This is a genomic window from Paenibacillus sp. Y280, from assembly GCF_056786335.1.
Map to the genome: position 1 here is coordinate 17,266 of NZ_JBXCIW010000016.1, position 25,319 is coordinate 42,584.

At 49.6% G+C, this 25,319-nt stretch carries 21 protein-coding genes; 13 read left to right on the forward strand and 8 right to left on the reverse strand.

Annotated elements, in window-relative coordinates; translation table 11 throughout:
- Positions 1 to 131: 131 nt before the first annotated feature.
- The 3 genes from AC1TPC_RS19145 to AC1TPC_RS19155 are packed head-to-tail and all read right to left on the reverse strand — an operon-like array spanning position 132 to position 3,373.
- Positions 132 to 1,115, reverse strand: coding sequence for a 2,3-diaminopropionate biosynthesis protein SbnB (locus AC1TPC_RS19145; protein WP_482068396.1), 984 nt, complete (start codon positions 1,113 to 1,115; stop codon positions 132 to 134).
- A 33-nt stretch (positions 1,116 to 1,148) separates the two neighbouring features.
- The gene (sbnA, locus tag AC1TPC_RS19150) at positions 1,149 to 2,120 is read right to left on the reverse strand and encodes a 2,3-diaminopropionate biosynthesis protein SbnA (protein WP_482068397.1); all 972 of its coding nucleotides are present in this window, start codon (positions 2,118 to 2,120) and stop codon (positions 1,149 to 1,151) included.
- Positions 2,121 to 2,134: 14 nt separating this feature from the next.
- Complete coding sequence (locus AC1TPC_RS19155; RefSeq protein ID WP_482068398.1) at positions 2,135 to 3,373, reverse strand: phenylacetate--CoA ligase family protein; 1,239 nt, start codon at positions 3,371 to 3,373, stop codon at positions 2,135 to 2,137.
- 151 nt (positions 3,374 to 3,524) lie between these two features.
- Between AC1TPC_RS19155 and AC1TPC_RS19160 the strand changes: the two genes are divergently transcribed.
- Positions 3,525 to 4,364 (forward strand): YheC/YheD family protein, encoded by an 840-nt coding sequence (locus AC1TPC_RS19160; protein ID WP_482068399.1) that lies wholly within the window; start codon positions 3,525 to 3,527, stop codon positions 4,362 to 4,364.
- Between the two features lie 661 nt (positions 4,365 to 5,025).
- Here the strand turns inward: AC1TPC_RS19160 and AC1TPC_RS19165 are convergent.
- A complete protein-coding gene (locus AC1TPC_RS19165) occupies positions 5,026 to 6,696 on the reverse strand; it encodes a PucR family transcriptional regulator (protein ID WP_482068400.1) in 1,671 nt (556 codons plus the stop codon).
- A gap of 475 nt (positions 6,697 to 7,171) precedes the next feature.
- Here AC1TPC_RS19165 and AC1TPC_RS19170 point away from each other — a divergent pair, with 475 nt between their 5' ends.
- The 9 genes from AC1TPC_RS19170 to AC1TPC_RS19210 all read left to right on the forward strand — a co-directional run bounded on the left by AC1TPC_RS19170 (position 7,172) and on the right by AC1TPC_RS19210 (position 16,468).
- Positions 7,172 to 8,542 carry an allantoinase gene (locus AC1TPC_RS19170; protein ID WP_482068401.1) on the forward strand — a complete coding sequence of 457 codons (1,371 nt, stop codon included), beginning with the start codon at positions 7,172 to 7,174 and terminating at the stop codon, positions 8,540 to 8,542.
- Positions 8,543 to 8,571: 29 nt separating this feature from the next.
- Entirely contained in the window at positions 8,572 to 9,858 is a 1,287-nt protein-coding gene (gene allC / locus AC1TPC_RS19175) for an allantoate deiminase (RefSeq protein WP_482068402.1), read from the forward strand.
- The gene (locus AC1TPC_RS19180) at positions 9,855 to 11,096 is read left to right on the forward strand and encodes a pyridoxal-phosphate-dependent aminotransferase family protein (protein WP_482068403.1); all 1,242 of its coding nucleotides are present in this window, start codon (positions 9,855 to 9,857) and stop codon (positions 11,094 to 11,096) included. The genes allC and AC1TPC_RS19180 overlap by 4 nt, the downstream gene beginning before the upstream one ends.
- Before the next feature lie 295 nt (positions 11,097 to 11,391).
- The gene (locus AC1TPC_RS19185; RefSeq protein WP_482068404.1) at positions 11,392 to 12,069 is read left to right on the forward strand and encodes a FadR/GntR family transcriptional regulator; all 678 of its coding nucleotides are present in this window, start codon (positions 11,392 to 11,394) and stop codon (positions 12,067 to 12,069) included.
- Between the two features lie 109 nt (positions 12,070 to 12,178).
- A complete protein-coding gene (locus AC1TPC_RS19190; RefSeq protein WP_482068405.1) occupies positions 12,179 to 13,510 on the forward strand; it encodes an ABC transporter substrate-binding protein in 1,332 nt (443 codons plus the stop codon).
- Positions 13,511 to 13,582: 72 nt separating this feature from the next.
- The gene (locus tag AC1TPC_RS19195; RefSeq protein ID WP_482068406.1) at positions 13,583 to 13,930 is read left to right on the forward strand and encodes a carbohydrate ABC transporter permease; all 348 of its coding nucleotides are present in this window, start codon (positions 13,583 to 13,585) and stop codon (positions 13,928 to 13,930) included.
- Positions 13,897 to 14,463: a carbohydrate ABC transporter permease gene (locus AC1TPC_RS19200; RefSeq protein WP_482068407.1), complete on the forward strand. Its 567-nt coding sequence runs from the start codon at positions 13,897 to 13,899 to the stop codon at positions 14,461 to 14,463. Before AC1TPC_RS19195 ends, AC1TPC_RS19200 begins: the two co-directional genes overlap by 34 nt.
- Positions 14,463 to 15,290, forward strand: coding sequence for a carbohydrate ABC transporter permease (locus AC1TPC_RS19205; RefSeq protein ID WP_482068408.1), 828 nt, complete (start codon positions 14,463 to 14,465; stop codon positions 15,288 to 15,290). Before AC1TPC_RS19200 ends, AC1TPC_RS19205 begins: the two co-directional genes overlap by 1 nt.
- The gene (locus AC1TPC_RS19210) at positions 15,287 to 16,468 is read left to right on the forward strand and encodes a trans-sulfuration enzyme family protein (RefSeq protein WP_482068409.1); all 1,182 of its coding nucleotides are present in this window, start codon (positions 15,287 to 15,289) and stop codon (positions 16,466 to 16,468) included. Before AC1TPC_RS19205 ends, AC1TPC_RS19210 begins: the two co-directional genes overlap by 4 nt.
- Before the next feature lie 134 nt (positions 16,469 to 16,602).
- On the opposite strand, the gene AC1TPC_RS19215 is transcribed toward AC1TPC_RS19210, so the two are convergent.
- On the reverse strand, positions 16,603 to 17,217 hold the full coding sequence (locus AC1TPC_RS19215) for a PH domain-containing protein (RefSeq protein WP_482068410.1): 615 nt from the start codon (positions 17,215 to 17,217) through the stop codon (positions 16,603 to 16,605).
- Between the two features lie 250 nt (positions 17,218 to 17,467).
- Between AC1TPC_RS19215 and AC1TPC_RS19220 the strand changes: the two genes are divergently transcribed.
- Positions 17,468 to 18,850, forward strand: coding sequence for an amino acid permease (locus AC1TPC_RS19220; protein WP_482068474.1), 1,383 nt, complete (start codon positions 17,468 to 17,470; stop codon positions 18,848 to 18,850).
- 88 nt (positions 18,851 to 18,938) lie between these two features.
- Here AC1TPC_RS19220 and AC1TPC_RS19225 read toward each other — a convergent pair whose 3' ends face one another.
- The 3 genes from AC1TPC_RS19225 to ytxJ form a co-directional block, all read right to left on the reverse strand.
- The gene (locus tag AC1TPC_RS19225) at positions 18,939 to 20,042 is read right to left on the reverse strand and encodes a stalk domain-containing protein (protein WP_482068411.1); all 1,104 of its coding nucleotides are present in this window, start codon (positions 20,040 to 20,042) and stop codon (positions 18,939 to 18,941) included.
- Positions 20,043 to 20,165: 123 nt separating this feature from the next.
- On the reverse strand, positions 20,166 to 21,413 hold the full coding sequence (locus AC1TPC_RS19230; protein ID WP_482068412.1) for an S-layer homology domain-containing protein: 1,248 nt from the start codon (positions 21,411 to 21,413) through the stop codon (positions 20,166 to 20,168).
- 451 nt (positions 21,414 to 21,864) lie between these two features.
- A complete protein-coding gene (gene ytxJ, locus AC1TPC_RS19235) occupies positions 21,865 to 22,203 on the reverse strand; it encodes a bacillithiol system redox-active protein YtxJ (RefSeq protein WP_482068413.1) in 339 nt (112 codons plus the stop codon).
- 197 nt (positions 22,204 to 22,400) lie between these two features.
- On the opposite strand from ytxJ, the gene AC1TPC_RS19240 reads away from it, so the two are divergent.
- Together AC1TPC_RS19240 and AC1TPC_RS19245 are read left to right on the forward strand one after the other, a co-directional pair.
- Entirely contained in the window at positions 22,401 to 22,976 is a 576-nt protein-coding gene (locus AC1TPC_RS19240; protein ID WP_482068414.1) for a TetR/AcrR family transcriptional regulator, read from the forward strand.
- 70 nt (positions 22,977 to 23,046) lie between these two features.
- Positions 23,047 to 25,281, forward strand: coding sequence for a YhgE/Pip family protein (locus tag AC1TPC_RS19245; protein ID WP_482068415.1), 2,235 nt, complete (start codon positions 23,047 to 23,049; stop codon positions 25,279 to 25,281).
- The last annotated feature ends 38 nt before the right edge of the window (positions 25,282 to 25,319 follow it).

The window sequence follows — 25,319 nt, forward strand, 5'->3', positions numbered from 1 at the left end:
ACCTAGAAGGATGATGCCATGCAGGCAGGCTGCTGGCGTCATCCTTTTTTTAATTGTGCGGGATGGGACATAGGTACAAGTGAAAGCGCAGCGAGATTATGATGGAGAAGCTGCTTCTGCAGGGTAGCGCGTTATTTGAGCTGTATGCCGATCCCAAGAGCTCGCGCGCGCCCTGCAAAATAATTCGCAACCGCCATATCGAACACCGCCATACCCATCGGGCAAAATAATACAGGCTCCGAAGCGGCGAACTTCGCAAGCGCTCCGCGGCATACGACATCGGTTAACGAGCTAGTCTGTGCTTTGGTTAAGCCCCGTTCGAGATGAAGCAGCTCGATGTCGGTATTCTCGCGGCATACCTCCTCCCAATCGTCGACAATTATCGCGGTAATACCGCGTATGGCTGACGATTTATAATCGCGCAAGGACACATCAAGCAGTAAGCTGCCTGCTGCCGGAGGGATATCGATATACCGCTCTTTGCTCACCGTGCACGTAATAATGAGGTCGCACTCGCTATATAATTGCTGCCAGCTGCCCGCTTGCCGAGTGCGGCTCCGCAGAGCGCTGTCAACACCGGCCAGATCAGGGCTATCCAGCTCGCAGCCCCGTATATCGTATACTTGGACTTCTTCTAATCGCTCCCCGAAAAGCGCACCGCACATGTCGTAATGAAGCCGGCCTACGGGTCCGAAGCCGATAATCCCAAGCTTAAATCGTCGCTCTGCGCCTTGCGCTTTAAGATAATGACGGATCAGCAAGCCGCTGACCGCTGCCGTTCGAGCGGCGCTTGGCAGAGGTGTGCCAAGCATAGCGTACGGAATGCCCGTACCGGCGTCATTTAGCAGCGTAACGCTGTGCGCGCGAGGCAAGCCGGCATCGATATTGCCGGGAAAACTGGCAATCCATTTGATGCCGGCCGCCTGAACAGAACCGCCGATGTAAGCAGGCATGGCGATGATTCGATTGGCTGGATTGCGGTAACGCAAATAAGGCTTTATGGGCTGCGCATAGTCGCCGGAATCGATAATTCGCACCGCAGTCTCTATGCTGTCAACAAGCTCTCCCCAGTGCAAGCCGATGGTGCGAATATGCTGATCGCCGAGATATAACACGGGCATTATCCTTTCGGTTATCGAATGTTATGCTTAGTTGTCTGATTTAAAACGAATCTCTCCGAATTGCTGCTCCACCCATTCATCGCTAAATACGGTATCCATATAACGCTCCCCGCGATCATGCAAAATAACGACGCATACCGAGTCATTCGGCAGCTCATTCTCGATTGATTTCAAAGCGTGAATAACCGCGCCAGAAGAGGGTCCAGCCAAAATCGATTCCTTCGCTGCGAGCAGCCTGCATCCGGCAACCATATCCAGGTCGGCTACCTTTATCGCCTTATCCATAAACCTCGTATGGCCAAAAGGAGGGATAATGCCAGTTCCAAGGCCGGGAAAACGTCTGGTGCCGTTCGCTCCGCCAAAAATAACGCTGCCTTCCGCATCGACCGCGACGATCTTAGTCGGAAGCTCATGATCGCGGGCATAATTAGCGCAGCCGAGCATCGTGCCGCATGTGCTGACACCGCCAACTATATAGTCGACGTGGCCCAGCTCCTCGATGACTTCGCGCATCGTTCCCTCGTAATGGGACATATGGTTGTTCTTATTTGCGTATTGATTCGGCCAGAAGCTATTCGGCGTGCGCGATACAAGCTGCTGCACTCTGTGAAGCCTTGCAGGCAGAAATTGACCGGTTTCGGGATCCTCCTTGTCAACCATCTCAATATCGGCACCATAAGCACGCATAATCCGGATGTTCTGCTGTGTCGTCTTTGGATCGATGACGCTGATGAACCGCATGCCTAAATAGGAGCAGATGGCTGCAAGACTAATCGCCATATTGCCTGAGCTGGATTCAATAATGACGGAGCCTGGTCCGATAATGCCCTCATCCCATGCCTCATTGATGATGCGAGCGGCGGATCGATCCTTGGCGCTGCCTCCCGGGTTAAGCAATTCAAGCTTGGCATATACTTGAATGCCGCGATCATTCGCAAACAGCTTCGACAGCTGAATAAGCGGCGTATTCCCGATGATTGACAACAGATTTTTCCCCATTGGCTAAGCACCCCTCAAAAATACAATTTTTTTGATTTCACCGCCCCGCGCTCAAGCTGCTCCGTTTCCGCAGCGCGTGTCACTGTAATGCCGTCCAGCATGCGATTTTGAATCATTAGTCCGATCTCGCCAATTTTGTGCTCGATGGCATGCTGAATATGAACAAGCATGTCGTCTTTCAACAATTTACTTTGAATATGAATAGACAGCTTGTTATGACGAAGCCTTACGCGAAGCGCAGCATCGCTCACAAATTGGTGAACAACGCTTTCAATGTCGTATAAGCTGATTTTTTCCCCATGCTTCAGATCCGTGCCGATTCGTTTTGAAATACAGCTGAAGCATTGCCTCTCCCGCCCGTCAATGATAAGGGTCTGGAAATCGCGAACGACATCATAGGTGACGTATCGAATGGCCGGGAATAAGGTGCGCACGTAAGAGGTCAGCACAAGAACGGCCTCGTTTTGCTGCAAAGACTCGAATTGGTCGTCGATTTGCTCGGCGGGCAAGGCTTCGGCATAAATGCCGTCCTCGATGACATATAAGCCGTGCAAGTGAGAGTACGAGGCAATCGCGCCAATCTCAATCGAGCCATACGTATCGAGAATATGGCGAGGCTCGATTCCGAACCGGGCTGCCATATTGGACTGCCAGTGGAGAGGTGCAATTTCGCCGACAAGTATTATTTTTTTGATGCCATAATGCCGCGGATCGACTGAGTTGGAGGCAATCGCGTCCAAAATCGACGGCATCGTATAAAGAAGATCTGGGCGAGTGGATTCCAGCCTTGCGATATGCTCTTCGATGGGCAGCGCAAAGGATAAGGAATCCGCCTGCAAGCCAAGTCGCGCAAAGATCGTCATGGCCGTATTGGCTGCATGCCCGGTACCCATGTCAGCTAATGCTTTGCGGATCGCCATTGGATGGTGCTCATGTAGGTCGGCAGCTGCTAGCCAGTCCCTAAAGCAAGCTGTTTTCGCTTCGATGTAGCGCTCATCGTCCTCCTGTGAATAATAAATCGCCTTGCGAACACCCGACGAGGTGCCGGAGGTACGGTAAACGGACAAATCGGCTTCGCTTCTAGCCTCTTGGGTGAAATAATGCTTTTCCAAAATGTCAGATGTGATAAGCGGCAGTTCGGTTAACCCGCATGCTTGTGGATCTATTCCGTGCTCATGAAGGAGAGACTTGTACCAAGGGTGCAGCTGGCTTATACGTTCGATTTGCTGCTGAATCGGGGTTAATAGCGACATTCGGTTTGAGCCTCCTGCAACTTGGATGAATGCGTTAATTAAGCATATGTCGCTAGCGTTTACAGGTTCGACTTATGCCGTCAGCGGCCTACATCCATTTTGCGAAAGGTTCGTATGCTATAAGGGGGTGAAGAAAGAACGGAGGGATAGGATGAAAAGTAAGCAAAAAAAGTCGCGGTCAGCTAATGCGTTCAGCAGACACATAGCGGATAAGTGGGCGAAGACAGAAGTATTGAAAAGTGATGCTGAGATAAGAAAACATTTGCCTATGACACAAATTTTGACGGAGAGCCGTTTGCGTGGAATGCTTGAGCAGTATGGAATGGTTTATGTGAAACCGGCAAAGGGATCTCAGGGACGCGGCGTGATGAAGGTGGAATTAAAGGAGGTTAAGCGGGCGGGCAGGTTCGTACAGAGCTATGCGTATCAGCTTGGCTTGAAGAAGCGAACCTTCACCACTCCTAAAGCGTTGTACCTTTCTATTTTGAAGGACGCGAAGGGGAAGGTCTATTTGATTCAGAAGGGTATCCACCTGCTTAGGCATAAAGGATGCCCTTTTGACCTTCGGCTCGTAGTTCAGCGGACGCCTCGCGGCAGCTGGGATGCGACTGCAACGGTGGGCAGGGTAGCCCATCCGCGCAAGATCGTGACGAACGGCAGTGCAGGGGGAACAATCTACCCAACGGCACATTTGCTGAGAAGCTACACGAGTTCGGCTAAGCTAACAAGCATGCTGAAGCAGATGGATCAGCTCGGCGTCCGCACGGCGACGCGGCTTCATCGCGCCTATCCCGGCATTGTCGAGATTGGTCTCGATCTTGCCCTCGACACGCAGTTGAAGCCATGGATCCTTGAGGTAAACACCTCGCCTGATCCTTGTCCGTTCGCGCTGCTTAAGGATCAATCGATGCTCCGCAGAATCGTGCGCTACGGCAAAGCAAACGGAAGAACCTACAGGCTTCGCTGCAGAAAAGCGAAGCGCGGGTTGTAAAGAGAGCTTCGCCGCCGCCGCATAGGGCATGTAAGGATGGAATCGGCGTGTGGGGAAGCTCGAAAAGCGGCTTTAAGCGCACATATGCGCTTAAAGCTGAAAAGTAACCCAAGTTAGTGGTCTATAAGCACGCATATGTGCTTATAGAGAGAATTCGGCGTGTGGGGAAGCTCGAAAAGCAGCTTTAAGCGCACATATGCGCTTAAAGCTGAAAAGTAACCCAAGTTAGTGGTCAATAAGCACGTATGCGTGCTTATTGAGAGAATTCGGCGTGTGGGGAAGCTCGAAAAAGGGCTATAAGAGCACATATGCGCTTAAAGCTGAAAAGTAACCCAAGTTAGTCGTCTATAAGCACGCATGCGTGCTTATTGAGAGAATTCGGCGTGTGAGCAAGCTCGAAAAGCAGCCTTAAGCGCACATTTGCGCTTACAGCCGAACAGTAACCCAAGTTAGTGGTTTGTAAGCACGCATATGTGCTTATAGAGAGAATTCGGCGTGTGGGGAAGCTCGAAAAGCGGCTTTAAGCGCACATATGCGCTTACAGCCGAAAAGTAACCCAAGTTAGTGGTCTATAAGCACGCATATGTGCTTATTGCGAGAATTCATCGTGAGAGCAAGCGCGCACATGTTGCCGGAGCAAGCGCTGCTGCGCCACTAAAGTCTAATCGGCAAGAAACAGCGATTCCATGGAAAATGCGGTGCGGAAGCGAAGGCTCTCGACGGGATCGCGAAGATCGCGGCCGGTGAGCCTTTCGCATTTTTCAAGGCGATAGGTGACGGTGTTGCGGTGGATGAACAGCTGCTTGGCAGTCTCCGCAAGCTGGCAATGCGTCTCGTAGAAGGTGCTGAGCGTCTTGAGCAAATCGCTTCGCTCCTTCCCTTCAATGCTGAGCATATCCTTGAACGTTTCCTCGTAATACTCCCGCAGCTCCTCCTTTGGGATCATCCGAAGCAAATTGTTGAAGTTTTTGGCGCGGTAGGGCCGAACGAACTGCTTCTTGTGCGCATCATAGCCGGTTTGCAGCGCTTCGACCGCTTCCTTGTAGGACAAGGGTACATCGGGAAGCTGCGAAACCGGATTGCCGATGCCGATCGAGATGGGGATGCCGTGCGTATCTCCTAGGCTGTTTACTATCTCCTTCAACTGCTCAAGAAACTTGCTTCCCTTGCCCTCTTTCACATCCTGGCTTGCATGCATAGCGATGAGGAAGCAGAAATATTCGTTCTTGGTAAATAGGACAAAGCGAAGATCCAGCTTCGAAAACTCGCCCTTCAGCAGGTTGTAATGGCGGTCGCGCTCGGAAATGAAGCGGCCGTCCGACTCAAGCGCGCTGGAGGGGCGAAGCAAGTCGAAGGACGTATCCCGCTTGGCGACAACGCTGATATAGACAGGATGGTTGAGCAGCTCGTAGTTTTTGCAGCGGTGCACAAGCTCCTGCTCGGAAGTGATCAATCCGTCGACGAAGTCGGAGAAAAACTCGTTTTTGTACCGCCGCGACCGCTCCTTGACGGCCTGCTTCTTCATAAGCTCCAGTCCGATAACGTTGGCAGCTTGCTCCATCGCATGCCTCGTGAGGTTGCTGAACTGCTTGCTAATATCACTTGTTAATGCAATTAAACAGCCTTCCAACTGAAAAGTGACGATCGGATGAAGCACGGCCGACGAATATTGTGTGCCTGCGAACGATTGCAGAGGAAGCGGGATCGTAATGGAGCCTTGCAGCGGGGACGATGTTAGCTCTCCTTGGAGCACGTTCATCAGTTCAGCATATAGAACCTCTGTCATGGAGCTGGAGCGCAAGAGCGGCCCGGAATGCTGGTTCATGAGCATGACTGGCGAATCGATGAGAATCGCGAGCGCTTCGATGACATCCTCTGTGCTTTTGCCCTGCATGATCATTTGAGAAAACTGCTTATGTGTCGTTAGGGCATAGTTCAGCTCATCGGTGCGCTTCTCCAAAATATGACTGAGCGAGTAGTTGGCAATATCCCCTAGCGATTGCTCCAGAGAAAGCTCGATAATCGGAAATTGCAGCTTCTCAGCGCGCTCGATGACATCCCTTGGCACCTCCTGCAGAAAACGTTTTGTCTTAATCGCAAGACCAGCACAGCCGACCTTCGCCATATTGGTTACGAGTGACAGCAGCTCTTCGGGGTTATCTTTCATCGCGTAGCCGGTCGTCAAGAGCAGCTCCTGCGGATTTAAATAATGAATAATATCAGGTGCGTCCATAATATTCACTGATTGGACGCTATTTGTCATGCCGTCATGTCCGGCAACCACTTTTGCATTCGCGTAAATAGGGAGAGAAATGAGCTCTTTGAGCAGCATGACAGCACCACCAATGGTTTAATGTTATATTTTATGACATCAATATATCATTTAAGCAGCTTAGTGTAAATGTATGTTTGTCGAGGTTATTCAATGAATTCCGGCTATTTTTAGCTAATGTGCACAATGACAAGGAAACGAATTCGGATTATGATGTAGCTACACATCACCGACCAATGTAAGAAAAACTAACATATAAATGGATTAGGGTCGGCGAGTACCTGAGCAGTTGGATCAAAAATTCCGCAAATGGGCTGAGATTAGGCTCAATCTGCACGAAATAAGCAGCAAATCGGGCCGCTGACCTCATAGTCCGCGGTCTGATTTGTTTACAAAGCTGTATCCACTCGAAAATTTCATTAATGATGTTTACCTATTTGGCTATTTCGCCTCATAAAATGCAATCAGAGTGTTTAAGTGAAGCGAGAGCGAGATGTGCAGATTTAAACGATGTGCCGAGAAAGGCGGGAGTTAGATGGTTGGAAGAGATAAGCTGGATGTCATCATAAAAAATGGGACCGTCGTGTTGAAAAATGAAGTTCGCGTGCTGGATATTGGCATTAAAGCGGGGAAGATCGTTCAGCTTGGCGAGCGGCTGGATGGCGAGCAGGCGGGTGAGCTGGTGGATGCAGCTGGACTGACGGTCATGACCGGCATGATTGATGTTCACGTTCATTTGAACGAGCCGGGCCTTGGCGACTGGGAGGGCTTCGAGACGGGCTCCGCAGCACTTGCAGCTGGCGGCTGCACGACCTATGTCGATATGCCGCTGAACGGGATTCCGCCTACCGTTACCGTCAGCGCCATGCAGCAGAAGCTTGCCGCGGCGAAGGACCGATCCTATGTGGATTATGCCCTATGGGGCGGGTTGGTGCCAGGCAAGCTGCATGAGCTGATCCCGCTGCACGAGGCGGGCGTCGTGGGCTTTAAGGCGTTTATGTCATCGCCGGGCGATCCGAGCGAGGATGCATTCCGCGAGGCAGACGACTACACGCTGCTCGAAGGAATGAAAATCATCGCGAGCATGAACAAGGTGCTTGCGCTTCACGCCGAGAGCGAGCCGATTGTCGCAAAGCTTGGCAAAGCTATGCGGGAGGAAGGGCGGCTGTCGCCGGCTGATTATGTCGCTTCGCGGCCCATCATTGCCGAGCTGGAGGCGATTAACAGGGCGCTCTTTTATGCAGAGCAGACGGGCTGCGCGCTTCATTTTGTCCATATTAGCAGCGAGGCCGGCGTTCAATTGATCAAGCAGGCGCGTGAGAGCGGGATGAATGTAACGGTGGAAACCTGCCCGCACTATTTGACTTTAACGGCAGCCGATCTGTTCATATTTGGCGCAGTTGCCAAGTGCTCCCCGCCGCTGCGCGACACCGCGGAGCAAGAGAAGCTTTGGAGCTTATTGGCAAAGGGCCATATCGATATGATCTCGTCGGATCATTCGCCTTGTCCAGCTTCAATGAAGGAAGCGGACAACTTCTTCGAGGCATGGGGCGGTATTGCCGGCGCGCAAAGCTCGATGGAGCTTATGGTCGGGGAAGGCCATGTCAAGCGCGGTTTGCCGCTCACACATATCAGCGAGCTGCTTGCAGGCGGGCCGGCACGGCGATTTGGCCTGCAGGCTGCTAAAGGCGAAATACGAATTGGCGCTGACGCCGACCTTGTGCTGATTGATCTAAACAAAACGTACAGGCTGGAAGAGCGGCAATTGTATCAAAAGCATAAGCACAGCCCTTATATCGGCAGACAGCTTCATTGCAAAATAAAAGCTACCTATTTGCGCGGCAAATTGGTATATGAGGAAGCTGCGGGGCTCAGCGAGAGCAAGCATGGCCAATGGGTGAAATAGATTTGGCTATCGAGACAGGAGGAGCGGCTATGGAACAAAATGTACGTATCTCTCCGCAGGAGAAGGATCGGCTTTTATCCCATTTTGAGACGCAGATTATGCAGGTGTTGAATTGGCTGGCCGCATTCAGCCCTGATGAAGAAGGCGGCATTACGCGGCTGCTTTATACCGATGGCTGGCTAGAGGCGCAGCAGGCGCTGGCACAGAAAATGGCAGGCTGCGGTTTGAAGACGGAATTTGATCATGTCGGCAACTTATTTGGAAAATTACTGGGCGAGGATTTGGCTGCGCCTTCTATTATAACGGGTTCCCATATCGATACGGTCGTTCAAGGCGGTATGTATGATGGAGCCTATGGCATTGCGGCAGGCCTGCTGGCGCTTGAATATTTGCAGCAGCAGTTCGGCAAGCCGAAGCGTACGCTTGAAATCGTGTCTCTCTGCGAGGAGGAGGGCAGCCGGTTTCCGATAGCTTTTTGGGGCTCGGGCAGCATTGTCGGGAAGCGGAGCTTTGAGCAAATCGTGCATTTGCAGGATTCCGATGAGGTGTTCTTTACAGATGCGATGCAGCGCTGCGGCTTTGGAGAGGGAACGGGCAGGGATAGCCGCCGCAGCGACATTGGCGCCTTTATTGAAGTCCATATCGAGCAAGGTGCGGTACTGGAGAAGGAGGGCATTGCAATCGGGGTAGTCGAGACGATTGCGGGCCAGCGCAGAATGAAATTCGAGGTCATCGGCGAAGCGAATCATGCAGGAACGACGCCGATGCATATGCGAAGGGATGCGCTTGAGGGCGTGAGCATGATGATTCAGGCGCTTCGCCAGGAGGCGGTTCGAATTGGCGAGCCGCTTGTAGCGACCGTCGGCAGGCTTTCGGTACAGCCGAATATGCCAAATGTCGTGCCGGGCAAGGTCATCTTTACGGTAGATGCGCGCCATGCCGATGGGCAGCTGCTTGATTGCTTTTGCCGATGGGTTATGGAGGAATTCAGCTCCATAGCAGGCGAGCGTCAGCTAGCTGTCCATGGGACGGAATGGTTCCGAGAAGAGCCTGTGCCTATGCATAGCAAGCTCAAAGCGTACATGGACGATGTATGCAGCAAAATGTCGATTTCCTCGAAGCGGATGGTTAGCGGCGCGGGGCATGATGCCCAAATGTTCGAGCATATTTGTCCGACCGCCATGCTGTTCGTTCCGAGCAGGCGCGGCATTTCGCATTCGCCCGAGGAGTATACGGAGCCGAGCGAGCTCGCGGTTGGCGTACTCGTATTAACGGAGCTGCTTTACCGATTAGGCTATGAGGGGGAAGAGCTATGAAAGCTTATAAGGATCTATCGCCGTCGCCTCGTACGATTATGACGCCCGGTCCGGTCGAGGTCGATCCACGGGTGCTGCGAGCGATGTCTTTTCCCATATTGGGACAATTTGATCCCGAGTTTACGACGCTCATGAATGAGACAATGGGGATGCTGCGGCAGCTGTTCAAGACGGATAACGAGTGGGCGTTTCCCGTTGACGGGACGTCAAGATCCGGCATAGAAGCGGTGCTTGTCGGATTAATTGAGCCGGGAGATAAGGTGCTTGTGCCTATCTATGGGCGTTTCGGCCATTTGCTGACAGAGATTGCAAGGCGCTGCGGCGCAGAAGTCGTGACGCTCGAGAAGGAATGGGGCTATACGTTCGAAACGGAGGAGATCGCCCGCGCTATTCGTGAGCATCAGCCTAAGTTGGTGGCTCTTGTCCATGGCGAGACTTCAACGGGCCGGATGCAATCGCTCGAAGGAATCGGACAGGTGTGCAGGGAAGTGGATGCGTTATTTGTCGTGGATGCCGTTGCGACGATTGGCGGTATCGAGGTGGCGACGGATCGTTTGCTTATTGATGCGGTTATAGCCGGCACGCAGAAATGCTTGTCGGTGCCAGCCGGAATGGCGCCAATCACCTACAATAAACGGGCGGAAGCGAAGCTGCAAAGCCGCAAGAGAATCGAAAGGGGATTGCTTCTCGCCGATGGCGAGGATGATCCGCTGCTGCGCCCGATTCAGAGCAACTATTTGGATTTGAGCCAGCTTCAGGACTATTGGAGCCCGGCGCGGCTCAACCATCATACGGAAGCGACCTCGATGCTCTATGCGCTGCGCGAGGGTCTGCGCCTAGTGCTGGAGGAAGGGCTGGAAACGCGCTTTGCCCGGCACCGCGAACATGAAGGTGCGCTGATTGCCGGCTTGGAGGCGATGGGACTGCGGCTCTACGGGGACCCGTCCTGCAAAATGACCGTCGTCACCTGCATCGAAATACCCGCTGGGGTAGATGGAGAATCCGTCAGAACGATGCTTCTTGACTATTTTGGCATCGAGATCGCCAGCTCCTTCGGTCCGCTGAAGGGTAAAATATGGCGCATCGGCACGATGGGCTACAGCTGCAGCAAACGAAATGTGCTTCTTACGCTTGGCGCGCTCGAAGCGGTGCTGCTGCGCCATGGCCACCAGCTAGAAGCGGGCCGGTCGCTGCAGGCGGCGATGGATGCTTACGCGATGCAGCATAGCAACATGTAAGAGTCTATCTTTGATAGCTATTATTGAAGAGCCTATCTGCGAAAGCTATTCCCCACTTCCTAATGGAAGCGGGGAGCAATGCTTTCGTAGATAGGTTTTTTTATGCTGCAACATGGCAAAGGTTTACGGAACATATCAAGTTTTGTTTCATAAATGTAAATGATTGCAAAAAATCGATAAAGGAGGGAAAATAGTAGAGGAAATGATTACGGATAACCTTCATTGACAATACAAGAACAGTAACTTAAGATTTACCTATCCGATAGGTAGTAAGGTGAGGAGCGAGAAGCAGGCTATGGGGAAAATTCAAAAAATACTTGTACATGAATTGGTATCACAGGAAATTCAAAATTATATTCAAGAGAAAGATCTTCAAGAGGGGGACAAGCTGCCGTCCGTTGAGGAAATGACACAAATGTTCGGCGTTGGCCGTTCCTCGCTGCGAGAAGCATTGCGATATTTGGAAGCCATCGATATCGTTCGCGTGGAGAATGGCAAAGGCATTTTTGTCAGCGATGTCCACACCTTTAGATTTTCAGGGAAAGTTAAAATTGAGCTGGAACGCAATTACTTGCTGAATACGCTCGACATTCGCAGGGCGCTCGAAGGCAAGGCAGTGGAGCTGGCGTCGAGGAACATTACGGCTGCCCAAATAAAGGAATTGGAACAATGCCTTGAGCAATATCAGGCTTTGAAAGATAGTAATAGGGATACGTCTCAAATCGATCTTGCTTTCCATCGCTATGTGATCAGAGCTGCGCACAATCCCATCCTTGAAACCGTGATGGATTCGTTCTCCGGTCTATATGAGAAGTTCTTCAATGTACCATTAGGCGAAAAACGGCTTTTCGACGAGACTTATCCTTTCCATCGCACGATGTTCGACGCGATTGCCTTGCATGATACGGAAAAAGCTTTAGTGGAGTTTAATAAAATGATGGATTGCATTGAAGATAAAATTAAAAAATTTTAGCGGAATAGCGCTTTATTTTGTATTGACAAGGTAAAGCGCTTTCAATATAATCTACCTATCAGACAGGAAGACTGTATGATACATGTGATTTAAAGGGGGATTTAAATCAATGAAAACGCGTAAAAAAGGACTGGCTTCGCTGTTGATTTCCATTTTAACGATCAGTATGTTAGCTGGATGCGGCAGCAAGAACGAAGAAGGCGGAAGCAAGAACGAAGGAAGCGGCAACGGTGAGAAGAAAGTTACGCTTCGTATGATTGAAAGCTTAACAAGCCCTAAGAGAACAGAACTAATCCAGGCGATGGTCACGAAATTCGAAGAGGCCAATCCCAACATTAAAGTGGAATTTATCTCGCCTCCATTCGATCAGGCGGACAACAAAATTAGAACGATGCTTGCATCGAACGAACAGATTGACGTTCTGGAAGCACGGGATTTAAACGTAGCCGAGTACGTGAATAACGGTTATCTCGAGCCGCTTAATGCTTATGCCGACAAGTGGAGTGATTACGGTACGCTAAGCGCCGTATCCAAGTCGGTCGGGTCGGTAGGCGATAAATTGTATTTCGTTCCTAACGGCCTTTACCAAAGACAAATGTTCTATCGTTCGGACTGGCTGAAAGAAGCGGGCCTAAATCCTCCGACAACATGGGATGAGTTGTATGAGGTTTCGAAGAAATTAACGGATCCTGCCAAAAATCGCTTCGGCTTCTCGTTCCGCGGCGGTGCGGGTTCCACAGGAACTACGGATGCAATGGTTCTCGCTTTCAATGGGGATAAGGTAAATCTGGAGGATTCCATGTTTACGACAGACGGAGCGTCGGTCTATTCCACGCCTGAAGCGAAAGCAGCTTTGGAGCTATATCTGAAGCTCTACAAAGAGGGTTCTCCTCCTGACTCCATCAACTGGGGCTTCCAGGAGCAAGTGCAAGCTTTCACATCAGGCGTAACGGGTATTCTGCTGCAGGATCCGGACGTTATTCAATCCTTGCAGGAGAAGATGACGGAAGGAACTTGGGCAACAGCACCGCTTGTAACCGGTCCGACTGGAAAAGCGTTGTTCGCCGCAGGCGGAGCAGGCTGGGCAATTGGAGCCAAATCCGAGTATAAGGAAGAGGCTTGGAAGCTGATTGAATTCCTCTCGAACCCTGAAGCGAACACATCGTTCTCCAAGGACTACGGATTAATTCCGATTCATGCAAGCGCTACAGAAGACGAGTTTTTCAAAACCGGTCCGTACAAAACACTAATTGACATGACCAACAAACCAGATACATTCGTGAACTTCAAGCCGGCATTCCAATATCCAGGCAACGCGCAATGGGGTCAAGTCGCAATGGAGTCTGGACAATCGCTTCTGCTCGGCAAAGCCAATGTCGATGAAACGCTTAAGAAGTGGGACCAATACTGGGCAGATGAGAAATCAAAATTAAACAAATAGCGGTTTGAAGTCATGATGGGTGGCACAATTGTTGCCGCCCATCATCCTTTATCAACCAAAGGCGGTGCGGAAATGAAAAAACAAAGAGCTTTTATTCTATCTGGGTTGATTCCCGCTTTGCTGCTCGTGCTGGCGTTCACCTACTATCCCTTCCTTAAAGGGATCGTTATGGCATTTCAGGAATATAAGCTGTTCGATTTGCGAAATGTCCATTTCATTGGGCTAGACAACTTTAAAGCAGCCTTTAGCGACCCTAAGTTTTTGTTAGCGCTCGGGAATAGCGGATATTGGGTGTTCTTCTCCCTGATTTTTCAGTTTCTGTTCGGGATGATACTTGCGCTGATGCTGAGAAACCTTTCAGGGGACGCGGGATTTATCAAGGCTTCGTGTTCTATTCCTGGGCGTTGTCCGGCTTCTTGATCGGGATGATATGGAAGTGGATGTTCAATTCCCAGATCGGAGTCATTAACGACATCCTGCTTCAATTAGGCATAATCGATCAGAGAATCGGGTTTTTGTCGGATCCGAAATGGGCAATGATATCCGTGATTATCGCGAACGTCTGGTACGGTATAGCGTTCTTCGCCATCATGCTTTTGGCTGCCCTCCAATCCGTGCCTAACGAGCTCTATGAAGCGGCGGTTATGGATGGAGCGAGCAGTTTCCGCAAGCTGTGGAACGTCACGCTGCCTTACATTATGCCGACGATCATCGCGACTACGCTGCTAAGGGCGATTTGGATTTTCAACGATCCGACGATTATATACGGATTGACGAACGGGGGACCTGCAGGCAGCACGCATATTCTCTCTTCCCTGATGCTGGATAAAATCATTTATGCTGGAGATTATGGAGCCGCTTCTGCTATTGGCATCATTATGATCGTTATTCTGCTGCTCTACACGATCTTTTTCCTATCAGTCACCAAGGCGGAGAAAGCGGGGGATTTCTGATGAAGCAGCGACTATTGGGACTGTCCAAAATCATTTATTTGGCCATCTATTTGATGATTATGGTTTTTCCGTTGTATTGGATTATCATTACATCGCTTAAGCCGCAAAAGGATATTTTTTCGTTTCCGCTGAAATATTGGCCTGAACGCTTTACGCTGGACAATTACATCCATATTTTCAAAATATCCAAGTTCCATATTTACATCGGAAACAGCTTGCTGGTGGCCATTACTTCGGCTGTGATCGTGCTCGTTATCGCGATCTTAAGCGCATATGTGCTTGCCCGCTTTAAGTTTCGGGGACATAGGCAAGTTATGCTCGCTTTCTTCGCTACGCAAATGCTGCCCGGATTTGTAGCGCTTGCTCCGCTTTATTTGATGATGAGCAACATGGGCTTGATCAATAACCGGATTTCACTCGTACTTATGTATACCGTTGGACTTATCCCGTTCTCGACCATCATGCTGCGCGGTTTCTTCGAGCGGATACCGTCAAGCCTAGAAGAAGCGGCGATGATCGATGGATGCTCGAGATGGTCTGCACTAGTGAGAATCATCATTCCGGTCATGCTGCCGGGGATCGCTTCGACATTTATTTTCGCCTTCGTTCAAAACTGGAATGAGCTGTTTCTGGCGGTCATGTTCATCGACAACGATGCGCTCAAGACGCTGCCGGTAGCGATGAACTCATTCATACTGAAATTTGACGTGGATTGGGGCGCAATGTCGGCTGGAGCCGTATTATCGATCATTCCGACCATTTTATTATTTGCTTTCGCCCAAAGATTCATTGTAGAAGGTTTGACGCAAGGAGCGGAAAAAGGATGAGTAATCTAGAGAAGCAGTTCACTAAGGTAGCTTACGATCCGCTTGATGACAGACATCATGGTGCTATTCATGTACCGATCTATCAGAACAGTCTGTTTGCCTTTACGAGCTATGATCAATTCGATGAAGCGATGAAAGCACAGCTAGACCATCATATTTACTCACGCGGAAACAACCCAACTGTTCAAAATTTGGAGATGAAGCTGGCGGATTTGGAAGAAGTCGAGTCCGCCAAATGCTTTGCTTCGGGAATGGCTGCCATTTCCTCAGCTATTATGTCCGTCGTCTCCCAAGGCGACCATATCGTCTGCGTCAATCAGGCTTACGGCCCGACACGGGAATTTCTCGGCTCGTATTTAACCCGGTTTGGCGTGGAAACTTCGTTTATCGACGGCAGCTCAATGGAACAATGGCGCAATGCCGTGCGCCCCAATACGAAGCTGTTGTATTTGGAAAGTCCGACAACGATGTACTTTGAACTGCAGGATCTAAAGCAAGTCGCGGAGCTGGCTCGAACCATAGGAGCCATAACAATCATCGACAATACATGGGCGACACCTTGCTTTCAAAACCCGACAACGCTGGGGATTGATCTGGTGATGCATTCCATAACCAAATATATCGGCGGGCACAGCGATTGTATCGGCGGTGTCGTGCTGGGCTCAAAGGAGCTTGTGGGCCGGATTGGGAACAATGAATATATGCTGCTTGGCGGCATTATGACTCCGCAAACGGCGGCGCTCGTATCCAAAGGTCTTCGGACGCTTCCACTGCGCATGCAAAGGCATGAACAGAGCGGGCTATCTGTGGCGCAGCAGCTTGTTAAACAAAGCTTTGTCGCTCGCGTCAACCATCCGGGTTTGCCCTCCCATCCACAGTATGAGCTTGGACGGCGCCAGATGTCAGGTTACGGCAGCTTGTTTTCCTTCTTATCGAACGAGTCTCCTGAACGAATGAAGGAATGGGCAAGCCGTTTGAAGTATTTCAAAATCGGCGTCAGCTGGGGCGGATTCGAAAGTTTGGTAACGGTCAGCAGCGCTGTAAAAGATGGAAAAACAGGTGACGATCCTGCCGCTGTCGTCAGGCTGTATGTCGGCATGGAAAATCCGGATGAGCTTGTTAAAGATATCGAACAGGCTTGGGAGCAGGTAAGTCATGTAAGCAACATCATTAAGTAATTGTGGAGCAGGTATACGAAGCAGCGGCTTTTCCTCGGTAGTCTACCTTGGATAAGCCGCTCTTTTTATTATCCGACGCAAAAAAGCAGATCAGCTCTAATGAGCCGATCTGCCAGGTCATGCCGCTTTCAAGGCTAATTGTTGATATAACGCTCGAAAATAGCGCCAAAATCTTTAATGCGATACTGCTTATGTGTGTTAACAAGCCAGTTGAAGGCGGATTTGTTCAATCCGTCGAACTGTTCGACGACATTGAAGTCTCCTTTGTGGAATTGCTGCAGCGTAGTGGATGCGAGATCCAGGCTGCGTCTTGCGTATTCAAGCGAGATCTCATTCTCGCGAGTAATTTCGGAAATTTTGATCAGCGCTTTATAGAGGTCCTTCAGTTCCTCAATGTGCTTCTTGTTGACGTCGATAGAGAATGGAACGGAGCCAATCGTGAACTTGATCTCGACGTCGAGATCGACGGTGCCTGCCGTTTCAAGCGCAACCTGCGAGATTTGGTTGGCGCTGTAGGAATAACGCTTTAGCGTGCGCTTCTTGCTTAGTGCGCTTGTACCATCCAGATGAATGAGTGCAAGATTCGTAAAGCAGTATTCGTCGGTTTTGGATTTAATGAGAAAATAAATTTTCTCGTTATCCTCATGCATGACATAATCGTCAGAATCCGCTTTGCTGAAATCTGCCGGCTTAATAATTGCGCCAATGTCGCTTAGTCCAAGCGCGTCCGCAGCTAGTTTACCAAACATCGTACCATTCCCTTCATAATCGCTTTGACTTATTACTTACTCATTATATAATAGATTTCGGCATTTATAACCCATTCCTTGTAGATTTTTTCCTAACAGATGGATAAAATGAAAAAAATTTAACACACTGAGGACATGACATGCGTGGTCACGATGGAAGTCGATAAGTGGTGAAGAACGGAGTGTTTTACATTTGAGCAAGAAACAGAAAGACACGAATACGCTGCATAGAGGACTGAAGGCCCGGCATATGACGATGATATCGCTCGGAGGGTCCATCGGTACGGGGCTGTTCCTCGCAAGCGGCGGCGCTATACATTCCGCAGGCCCTGGAGGCGCGGTGCTAGCCTATGCGCTGATTGGCATTATGGTTTATTTTCTAATGACAAGCCTAGGTGAGATGGCTACCCACATGCCGGTATCGGGGACATTCAGCACCTATGCAACAAGATTTGTTGATCCTTCGCTAGGCTTTGCCCTAGGCTGGAACTATTGGTACAACTGGGCGATTACGATCGCAGCGGAGCTGTCGGCAGCAACGCTGATTATGAAATTTTGGTTTCCGGACAGCCCATCGATTCTGTGGAGCGCTGTGTTTCTGCTGCTGATGCTTGGTCTCAATTTCTTGTCCGTCAAGAGCTACGGAGAGTCGGAGTATTGGTTCGCGATGATCAAAATTGTTACGGTAATCGTGTTCATTGCGATTGGTCTCATGATGGTGGTAGGCATTTGGACAGAGCCTGCCGTTGGCTTTAGCAATTTGACGGAAAATCCCTTTCCAGCAGGCTTCCTGGCTACGCTAGGCGTGTTCATGGCGGCGGGCTTCTCGTTTCAAGGGACGGAGCTCATTGGTGTAACGGCAGGGGAGAGCGAGAATCCGCGCGAAAATATTCCGCGCGCGATCCGCTCGATTTTTTGGCGCATTCTCTTGTTCTACATTCTCGCGATTCTGCTGATCGGTTTACTTATCCCTTATTCAAACGAGCAGCTCGCGAGCGGCGATATTTCGACGAGTCCGTTTACGATTATTTTCGAGAAAGCAGGGCTTGCGGTTGCGGCTTCCATTATGAATGCGGTCATCTTGACCTCGGTATTGTCAGCTGGCAATTCCGGGATGTATGCTTCCACGCGCATGCTTTGGGTGCTCGCGAAGGAGGGCAAGGCGCCTCGCTTCCTAGCTCGCCTTAATGCACGCGGCGTTCCGGTTGTATCGCTGCTCGCGACGGGGGCGCTCGGCATGCTCGCCTTTCTTGCGTCGTTCTTTGGCGATGGGGTTGTTTATATATGGCTGCTCAATGCGTCAGGCATGTCGGGGTTTATTGTATGGCTTGGCATTGCAATTAGCCATTATCGCTTCCGCAAAGCGTATGTAGCACAGGGAAGAGATTTGAAGGATCTCGCCTACCGTGCGAAATGGTTTCCCTTCGGCCCGATCCTGGCGATGCTGCTTTGCATAGTCGTTATTGGCGGACAGTTTATCGGCGCGCTCAAGGACGGGGAAATCGATTGGGCATATATGATTGCTTCCTACGTCGGTATTCCGCTGTTCCTCGCCATCTTTCTTGGCCACAAGTGGAAGCATCGCACGCGCATGCTGACGCTTGCGGAATGCAAGCTTGATCCGGAGGAATAAGCGATAGAAATATCAAAAGAAGGTCTCTTCAGGCTGCTGCCGAAGAAGACCTTCTTATTTTTTATCTGGCGCCTATTTGGCTGTCTACTCAAAATGCATGGAACGGGATAACGAATTCCGGCATGCCCTCCGCATAAGAGGTGTACTCATACTGACCAAATGCGATGACGACTCCGTCATGCTTAAGGTAGAAGGGGCGATCCGGCTTGATTCCATTAAATGGACTGATAAGAAGAAGCTTTCTAGCCTTAATTTGCTGGCGAATGGAGGCATTGATAACGGTGTCGTAATTCACATTATTGCTCGTTACATCCTCAAGCTTCAGCTCATTGCCTGACAAGAGATCGAAGGTATACGAAGTGCGCTCGGTTATGCCATGCGCACCGCCGAGATAAGAATAATAGTCGACATAAAGGCTTAATGTATTTTGTTCGTTATACGTTATCGTATACGTGCCGGTAAACGATAAGGCCGGATGATTCGTCTTAACTCCTTTGTTGTCCAATGCGGCTTTGAAAATAGCATCTTCACCGGAAGCGGCGTAGGCTTCGGCTTCTTTTTTCAGAAAGTTATTTATTTTTCTCTGGGAGGCTTTGTTCGGAGAGCCAATGATTGCTGGATAATGAACGAGCAGCGATTGGTTCTTCGTTATGCTGCTGATCGTTTCCGTACCAATGGACAGCTCGTTTTCCTCGATCGTTTCGATGCCGACCGCACGTGTCTTGCTGTCATAGGAAATGCCGTAGCCCATTCGCTCCAATAGGAAGCGAAGCGGCAGATAGGTCGAGCCGTTATGTATAATCGCAGGGTTGCCGTAAATAGGCTGGTCGTTCAGCTTGTAGCTTCCGTCAACGGGAGAGGCGGTAAACGTTCTGCCGCGTCCTTCGATGACGGCGGATCTTGTTGCTGCGTCCCAGCTTGTTGCAAGTCCGAGCTTATTATTAAGCGCACGGAGGCTGATATACGTATCTCCTTCTACATTTGCAGTAGCAACAGAAGTGGGGATGCCGTCGATGACGAAGGGTTGGGAGACGATTTTTAGCTGCTGGGAGGCTGCCGCCGCCGTTGATTCTCCTCCGGGAAGCCATCCTGCGACGGGAGCAGAGGCGAATAGCAGGGCGGTGGCGATAATGGCTGCTGCTTTGCGGGTTATGCGTGATTGTTCAGTGCCGGTTTGTTTCATACGTCTCATAATCAGAAGCCTCCTCAGTGGTGTTGAAGATTAGTCGTGAATATAATACCTGATGTTGCATGCAAAAAGAAGCTGTTTCTGGTTTTTTAAAAGCCAGACAGCTTCTTTTAACAAAAGGCTTATTTATTTTTTTGCAGCGATTGAGAAAATGACCGTCTTCGCTGCTGTGTCCACTTGAATATTAACGTTGTCGGTGCCGATCAGCTTCTGCTGGGAGGCTGCTTTGGCGCCGGACTCAACGCGTTTGCTAATATCGTTGAACAGTTCCTTGAACGTGGAGGCGTTATAGCCGAACAGCTGGTTGGCGAATTGCTCGACTACCTCTTTGTTGCGGGCCAGCGTGCCCTCGCGAAGCCTCATCGTAATGCCATAGGTGTTGTATTGCGGATCAAGCCATATTGCCGCTTCCTCATTCAAGGCTGCCGAGCCTGAAGGACGGTTCATTACACTGTCTTTCTCGGATTGATCCTTAAATAGACGAAGCGTCGTTTCATACAAATCATGATTCGAGCCCCGCAATTGGCCGGCCAGAATTAGCTCCTCATAAGCATCCCACATCCGTTTGTCAGGGAAAATAATCATTTTTTTGCCGCCGCCAGAGGTGGGAACGACACGCTCCAGCTTTTCGGGAGAGACAGCCACGGCAAGCCGCTTCGCTTTGTCGGTGAGCCGGTTCAGAATAACGAGCGACTCTGCGCGAGTGACGGTATCGCCAACGCCGAAGAAGCCGTTCGGGTAGCCTTGCATGATGCCTTTCACCAGCGTCTCGGCAATGAACTTTTGCTCGCGCTCGGTGGCGCCCATGAGATCGCCGTATGACTGTGCCATTTTCTGACCGAACAGGCCATCCTCTAGAAATTCTGTTTCTTGCAGCGTGTAATAGATAACCTCTGCCACGTTCTCGCGAGTCATGTCTGCTTGGAAATCGTTGTATCTGCTCTTGTTCAGAAAATGAAGATCACTGGCCACATCAATGAACAGCTTGGCCCAATAACCGACCGGGCTTGGCTTGAAGTCGAAATATCGGTAATCCTGCTTCAAAATAGCCTGGTTTTCTTTGCTAAGCGATTGGAGAAACGGAATATTCCAGCTTCGCGAACCGTTTTGATGCAGGTCGGTGTACGAAAGAACGAGCATTTTGATAAATTGATCAACCTTCACGGGGTCTTGTGGTCGGAAGGTCCCGTCTGGATATCCGTCTAAAATCCCTTGTTTTACCATATTATTAATCGTTTTCTCCGCCCAATGGCCTTTAATATCTTTGAAAACAGGCGTCGAGGACGCTGCTGTTGCTTGATCAATTGCGATCGGGCTTGAAAAGGCTGCCCAAAAAATGGTGACTGCGACTGTGATTAAAGCGAAACGCTTCATAAAAAATCCCCCTAATTTATAAAAAACGATATATTCCGACATTATCTAGATAACCATATTAATACGTTATTGAGAATGGGCTGAATGTCACCCTTGTGTCGAAATATGTAGTTCTAAATGCCATGAGACTTTAAGCGTAGCGCGGATTTTTAAAGGGCTGCGGTGTCTTAATGGGGAAATAAATAAATGGAATAATGGCAGCATAAAGAACAATAACGAACAACAAGCAGCATAAATCACATGAAAATACTGGATTGAAAAAGTAGCTTATGGATAAAAAAAGAAATACTCATTCGCTTTTGACAATTTTGAAATACCAACTTTTCCAGTTTATTTAGTGATAAAAATCCAGTTGGTATTTGTACAATAACAAAAAAAACTCCCAGCCTTGCGCATAGAAGCGAAAGGTTGAGAGTTATTAGTAGAACCTCTTACTATTACTGTGTAATGCTTAGTCAAGCACAGCCGTAATATGAGCCTTCGTGATGGACCAGTGGGAAGTTGTCCATACTTTTTCTTTTTTCTCGATAAAAATAATTTGCGGCGACTCGTGCTTCACGGACGTGTCTTCAGCAATTTGGTTGGACACCGGACGAGACTCGATAACCTTCACAAGCACGTATTCCACGTCTTCTCTTGGCTTGCCGTCAAGATATTGATTGAACTCTTGGTAAGCGTTCGCGCTGACCGGGCAAGTTGTGCTGTGCTTGAAGACAACGAGCGGACGAGCAGCGGAAGCCTCATAAACGTTATTCCATTCTTCAATAGATGTAATTTCTTTGTATGACATAAGGGATACACTCCTTTTATTAGGTTTGGATAGGCTTGGATGACCGTTTACCTATTATACCGTTATCTTAAGGATAATGTCATCTTGTCTAGATGAAACAGCAATTCAGCTATTGCAATATGAAGATCGCCGTGCTAGAATACTTTTAGAAAAGTGACCGGAATGGTTTTTTGGTCAATTATTCAGGGGGTGACAAAATGGCAGTTGACCGACGGCAGCAAATCATCGATGCGGCGGCAAAGTCTTTTGCATTATTCGGATATAAGGCCACGACAATGGATCAGGTTGCAAAGATTGCTAACGTAGGCAAGGGTACTATTTACACATTTTTTACGAATAAGGAAGAGTTGTTTCAGGAAATTATGAATCGCTTGATTAAAGACATGAAGCATGTTGCTGAGCAGGTTTTAGATCCGAATCGTAAATTCTTCGACAACTTGAATGCTGTGCTGGAACGAATGTTTGATTTCCGCGAGGAGCATGAACTGGCGATGAAGCTGGCGCATGAAGTGAGAGAGATTGGTACGCCAATGGCGCAAGAAGGTATTGAACAACTGGAGCGGGCGGTCGTGGTCTATATTCAGCAAGAGGTGCAACGGGCGATTGAAAAGGGCGAATTAAAACGTTGTGAGCCGCAAATGACGGCATTTATTATGCTGAAGCTGTATATGGCGCTCACCGTGGATTGGAAGAAGAGATACGAGCCCCTGGATAAGGGTGGAGTTGCAGAGCAGATGAGCTTTTATTTGCAGGGAGGATTGTCTCCAGAATAAAGGCGCTTTTTTTGTAAAAGAGTGACCAAATGAGAATAACAGTCAATTAGTTTATAGGAGGATGAATGGTTTGAAGTTAAAAGGATTACAACAATTTGGCAAGGAATTAGCAGCAATCGGACGTAATAAGAAGGTGCTTATAGCGGTCATTGCGGTACTGGCCATTCCAGTATTATATACGGCAATGTTTCTTATGGCATTTTGGGATCCCTATGCAAAGCTGGCTGATTTGCCGGTTGCAATTGTAAATGAAGATAAAGGTACAGAGTTTAATGGCAAGCAGATGCATATTGGACAGGATTTCGAGGAACAATTGAAGAAAAATCCAAAGTTTAATTGGGTTTTTGTAAGCAAGGAGGAAGCGAACGAGGGTCTTCAGGATAACAGCTATTACATGGCAATTGAAATTCCTGCTGATTTTTCGGAGAAGACGACTTCCCTTACTTCAGACGCGCCGTCTCCGGCGCAGCTCATGTATCTGCCGAATGAAGGTTATAACTTCCTAGCTTCACAAATCGGGAATACGGCGATTGACCAGTTGAAAGTATTGCTGAACAAAGAGGTAACTTCGGCTTATACGCGTACGGTGTTCGAGCAAATGGAACAATTGGCTGATGGAATTGGTCAAGCGAGCGATGGAGCGGGAGAAATCGCTGACGGCACGACGAAAGCAAAGGATGGCGCATTGCTAATTGAGCAAAACCTCACCAAGCTTGTCAGCGGCTCGTTGTCGCTGCAGGAAGGGGTCGCCAAACTTGATGCAGGCGGACAAAAGCTTGCTTCAGGGAGTGGTGAGCTAAACACTGGGGCTGCTAATCTTGCCAACGGGCTAGGTCAGCTTGGCGCAGCGCAGCAGCAGCTTGGAGACGCAGGTGCATCGCTTGGTGAAGGCGCGAAGGGTGTTGGAGATGGTGCAGTGAAGCTGAGCGCAGGCTTGTCGCAGCTGTCGGGAGCAAGTGATCAGCTGGCGTCAAGCGCTTTAAATGCACAGCAAGCTGCAGTACAGCTTGCAGGTGGACTTGATGCAGCCTCGACTGGAACAGCAGATCTAGAGGCTGGAGCAGCTAAGCTGTCGAAGGGGCTTGAGCAGCTTGCTCAGTCGAATTCGAGTCTGGCGCAAGATGCGAGTTTCAGTGCGCTGCTTGCTGCAAGCAAAGAGCTGGAGGCAGGTTTAACGAGGTCAACTGCTTCTCAGCAACAATTAAATGGCGGAATAAGCAAGTTGAACGATGGTCTAGTAAAGCTTTCTGAAGGGCTAAATACGTTCGATGCGAAGCTTCAGGGTGCTGCGGAAGCAGGTAATCAACTTGGAGCGGGCGGCGAGAAGCTGGTTGCAGGCGCAAGCAAGTTTACGAGCGGTATGGTGCAATTCGGCGCGAAGTTTAGCGAAGCGAGTGCTGGCGGTTCGAAGCTGGCTGCAGGCGCGAAGCAGCTCGACAGCGGTGTATCTGAGCTGACAGCAGGCCTGGATAAATTGTCGACGAGCATCAATCCTTTCGTAGATGGTTCGACGCAGCTTAAGGATGGCGCGCAGCAGGTATCTTCCGGCTTGCTGAAGCTGGATGAAGGCACTCATGAGCTGTCTGGCAAGCTAAGTGATGCTTCCGACAAGACGGCTGGCCTGGAACTTAGCGACGACATGGTAAATATGTTCGCAGATCCGATTAAGCTTGATGTTGAAAAAGTAAACGAAGTACCGAACTATGGAACGGGCTTCGCGCCTTACTTCCTGTCACTCGGCCTATTTGTAGGTGCACTTCTTATTACGATTGTATATCCGGTGCGTGTGCCGGCGATTCGTCCGGCTAATGCTTGGAGCTGGTTTGCGAGCAAGGCGTTAACGCTCGTTCTAATTGGTGCGATACAAGCTCTCATAGCAGATGCGGCTCTCTTCTTCCTTCTTCACCTTGAAGTACAGAGCGTACCGCTATTCATCATGTTCTCGATATTGACCAGTATTACATTCATGATGCTAGTTCAATTTTTCGTAGCAACGCTGGGTGATCCGGGACGCTTCGTCGCAATCGTTATATTGATATTCCAATTGACGAGCTCGGCAGGAACATTCCCGCTTGAACTCATTCCAAACTGGCTGCAGAAGGTAACGCCTTGGCTGCCTATGACATACACAGTGGCAGGCTTTAAGGATGTTGTATCCACCGGTAATTTTGACTCGATGTGGAATTATGCAGCTTTGCTGGCGGGCTATACGATTCTTTTTGCAGGATTGACGCTTACCGTCTTTATCGTAACCCACCGGAAAGAGAAAGATACTGAAGGAGAAGTAACGCCTGTTATGTCATAATAGCAAATAATCTTGAATGAACCGGCCTTAATGGCCGG

Coding starts and splice junctions, on each gene's coding strand:
- sbnA (WP_482068397.1), bottom strand. CDS start 2,120: ATGGGGAAAAATCTGTTGTCAATCATCGGGAATACGCCGCTTATTCAG.
- AC1TPC_RS19155 (WP_482068398.1), bottom strand. CDS start 3,373: ATGTCGCTATTAACCCCGATTCAGCAGCAAATCGAACGTATAAGCCAG.
- AC1TPC_RS19160 (WP_482068399.1), top strand. CDS start 3,525: ATGAAAAGTAAGCAAAAAAAGTCGCGGTCAGCTAATGCGTTCAGCAGA.
- AC1TPC_RS19165 (WP_482068400.1), bottom strand. CDS start 6,696: ATGCTGCTCAAAGAGCTCATTTCTCTCCCTATTTACGCGAATGCAAAA.
- AC1TPC_RS19170 (WP_482068401.1), top strand. CDS start 7,172: ATGGTTGGAAGAGATAAGCTGGATGTCATCATAAAAAATGGGACCGTC.
- allC (WP_482068402.1), top strand. CDS start 8,572: ATGGAACAAAATGTACGTATCTCTCCGCAGGAGAAGGATCGGCTTTTA.
- AC1TPC_RS19180 (WP_482068403.1), top strand. CDS start 9,855: ATGAAAGCTTATAAGGATCTATCGCCGTCGCCTCGTACGATTATGACG.
- AC1TPC_RS19185 (WP_482068404.1), top strand. CDS start 11,392: ATGGGGAAAATTCAAAAAATACTTGTACATGAATTGGTATCACAGGAA.
- AC1TPC_RS19190 (WP_482068405.1), top strand. CDS start 12,179: ATGAAAACGCGTAAAAAAGGACTGGCTTCGCTGTTGATTTCCATTTTA.
- AC1TPC_RS19195 (WP_482068406.1), top strand. CDS start 13,583: ATGAAAAAACAAAGAGCTTTTATTCTATCTGGGTTGATTCCCGCTTTG.
- AC1TPC_RS19205 (WP_482068408.1), top strand. CDS start 14,463: ATGAAGCAGCGACTATTGGGACTGTCCAAAATCATTTATTTGGCCATC.
- AC1TPC_RS19210 (WP_482068409.1), top strand. CDS start 15,287: ATGAGTAATCTAGAGAAGCAGTTCACTAAGGTAGCTTACGATCCGCTT.
- AC1TPC_RS19215 (WP_482068410.1), bottom strand. CDS start 17,217: ATGTTTGGTAAACTAGCTGCGGACGCGCTTGGACTAAGCGACATTGGC.
- AC1TPC_RS19220 (WP_482068474.1), top strand. CDS start 17,468: ATGACGATGATATCGCTCGGAGGGTCCATCGGTACGGGGCTGTTCCTC.
- AC1TPC_RS19225 (WP_482068411.1), bottom strand. CDS start 20,042: ATGAGACGTATGAAACAAACCGGCACTGAACAATCACGCATAACCCGC.
- AC1TPC_RS19230 (WP_482068412.1), bottom strand. CDS start 21,413: ATGAAGCGTTTCGCTTTAATCACAGTCGCAGTCACCATTTTTTGGGCA.
- ytxJ (WP_482068413.1), bottom strand. CDS start 22,203: ATGTCATACAAAGAAATTACATCTATTGAAGAATGGAATAACGTTTAT.
- AC1TPC_RS19240 (WP_482068414.1), top strand. CDS start 22,401: ATGGCAGTTGACCGACGGCAGCAAATCATCGATGCGGCGGCAAAGTCT.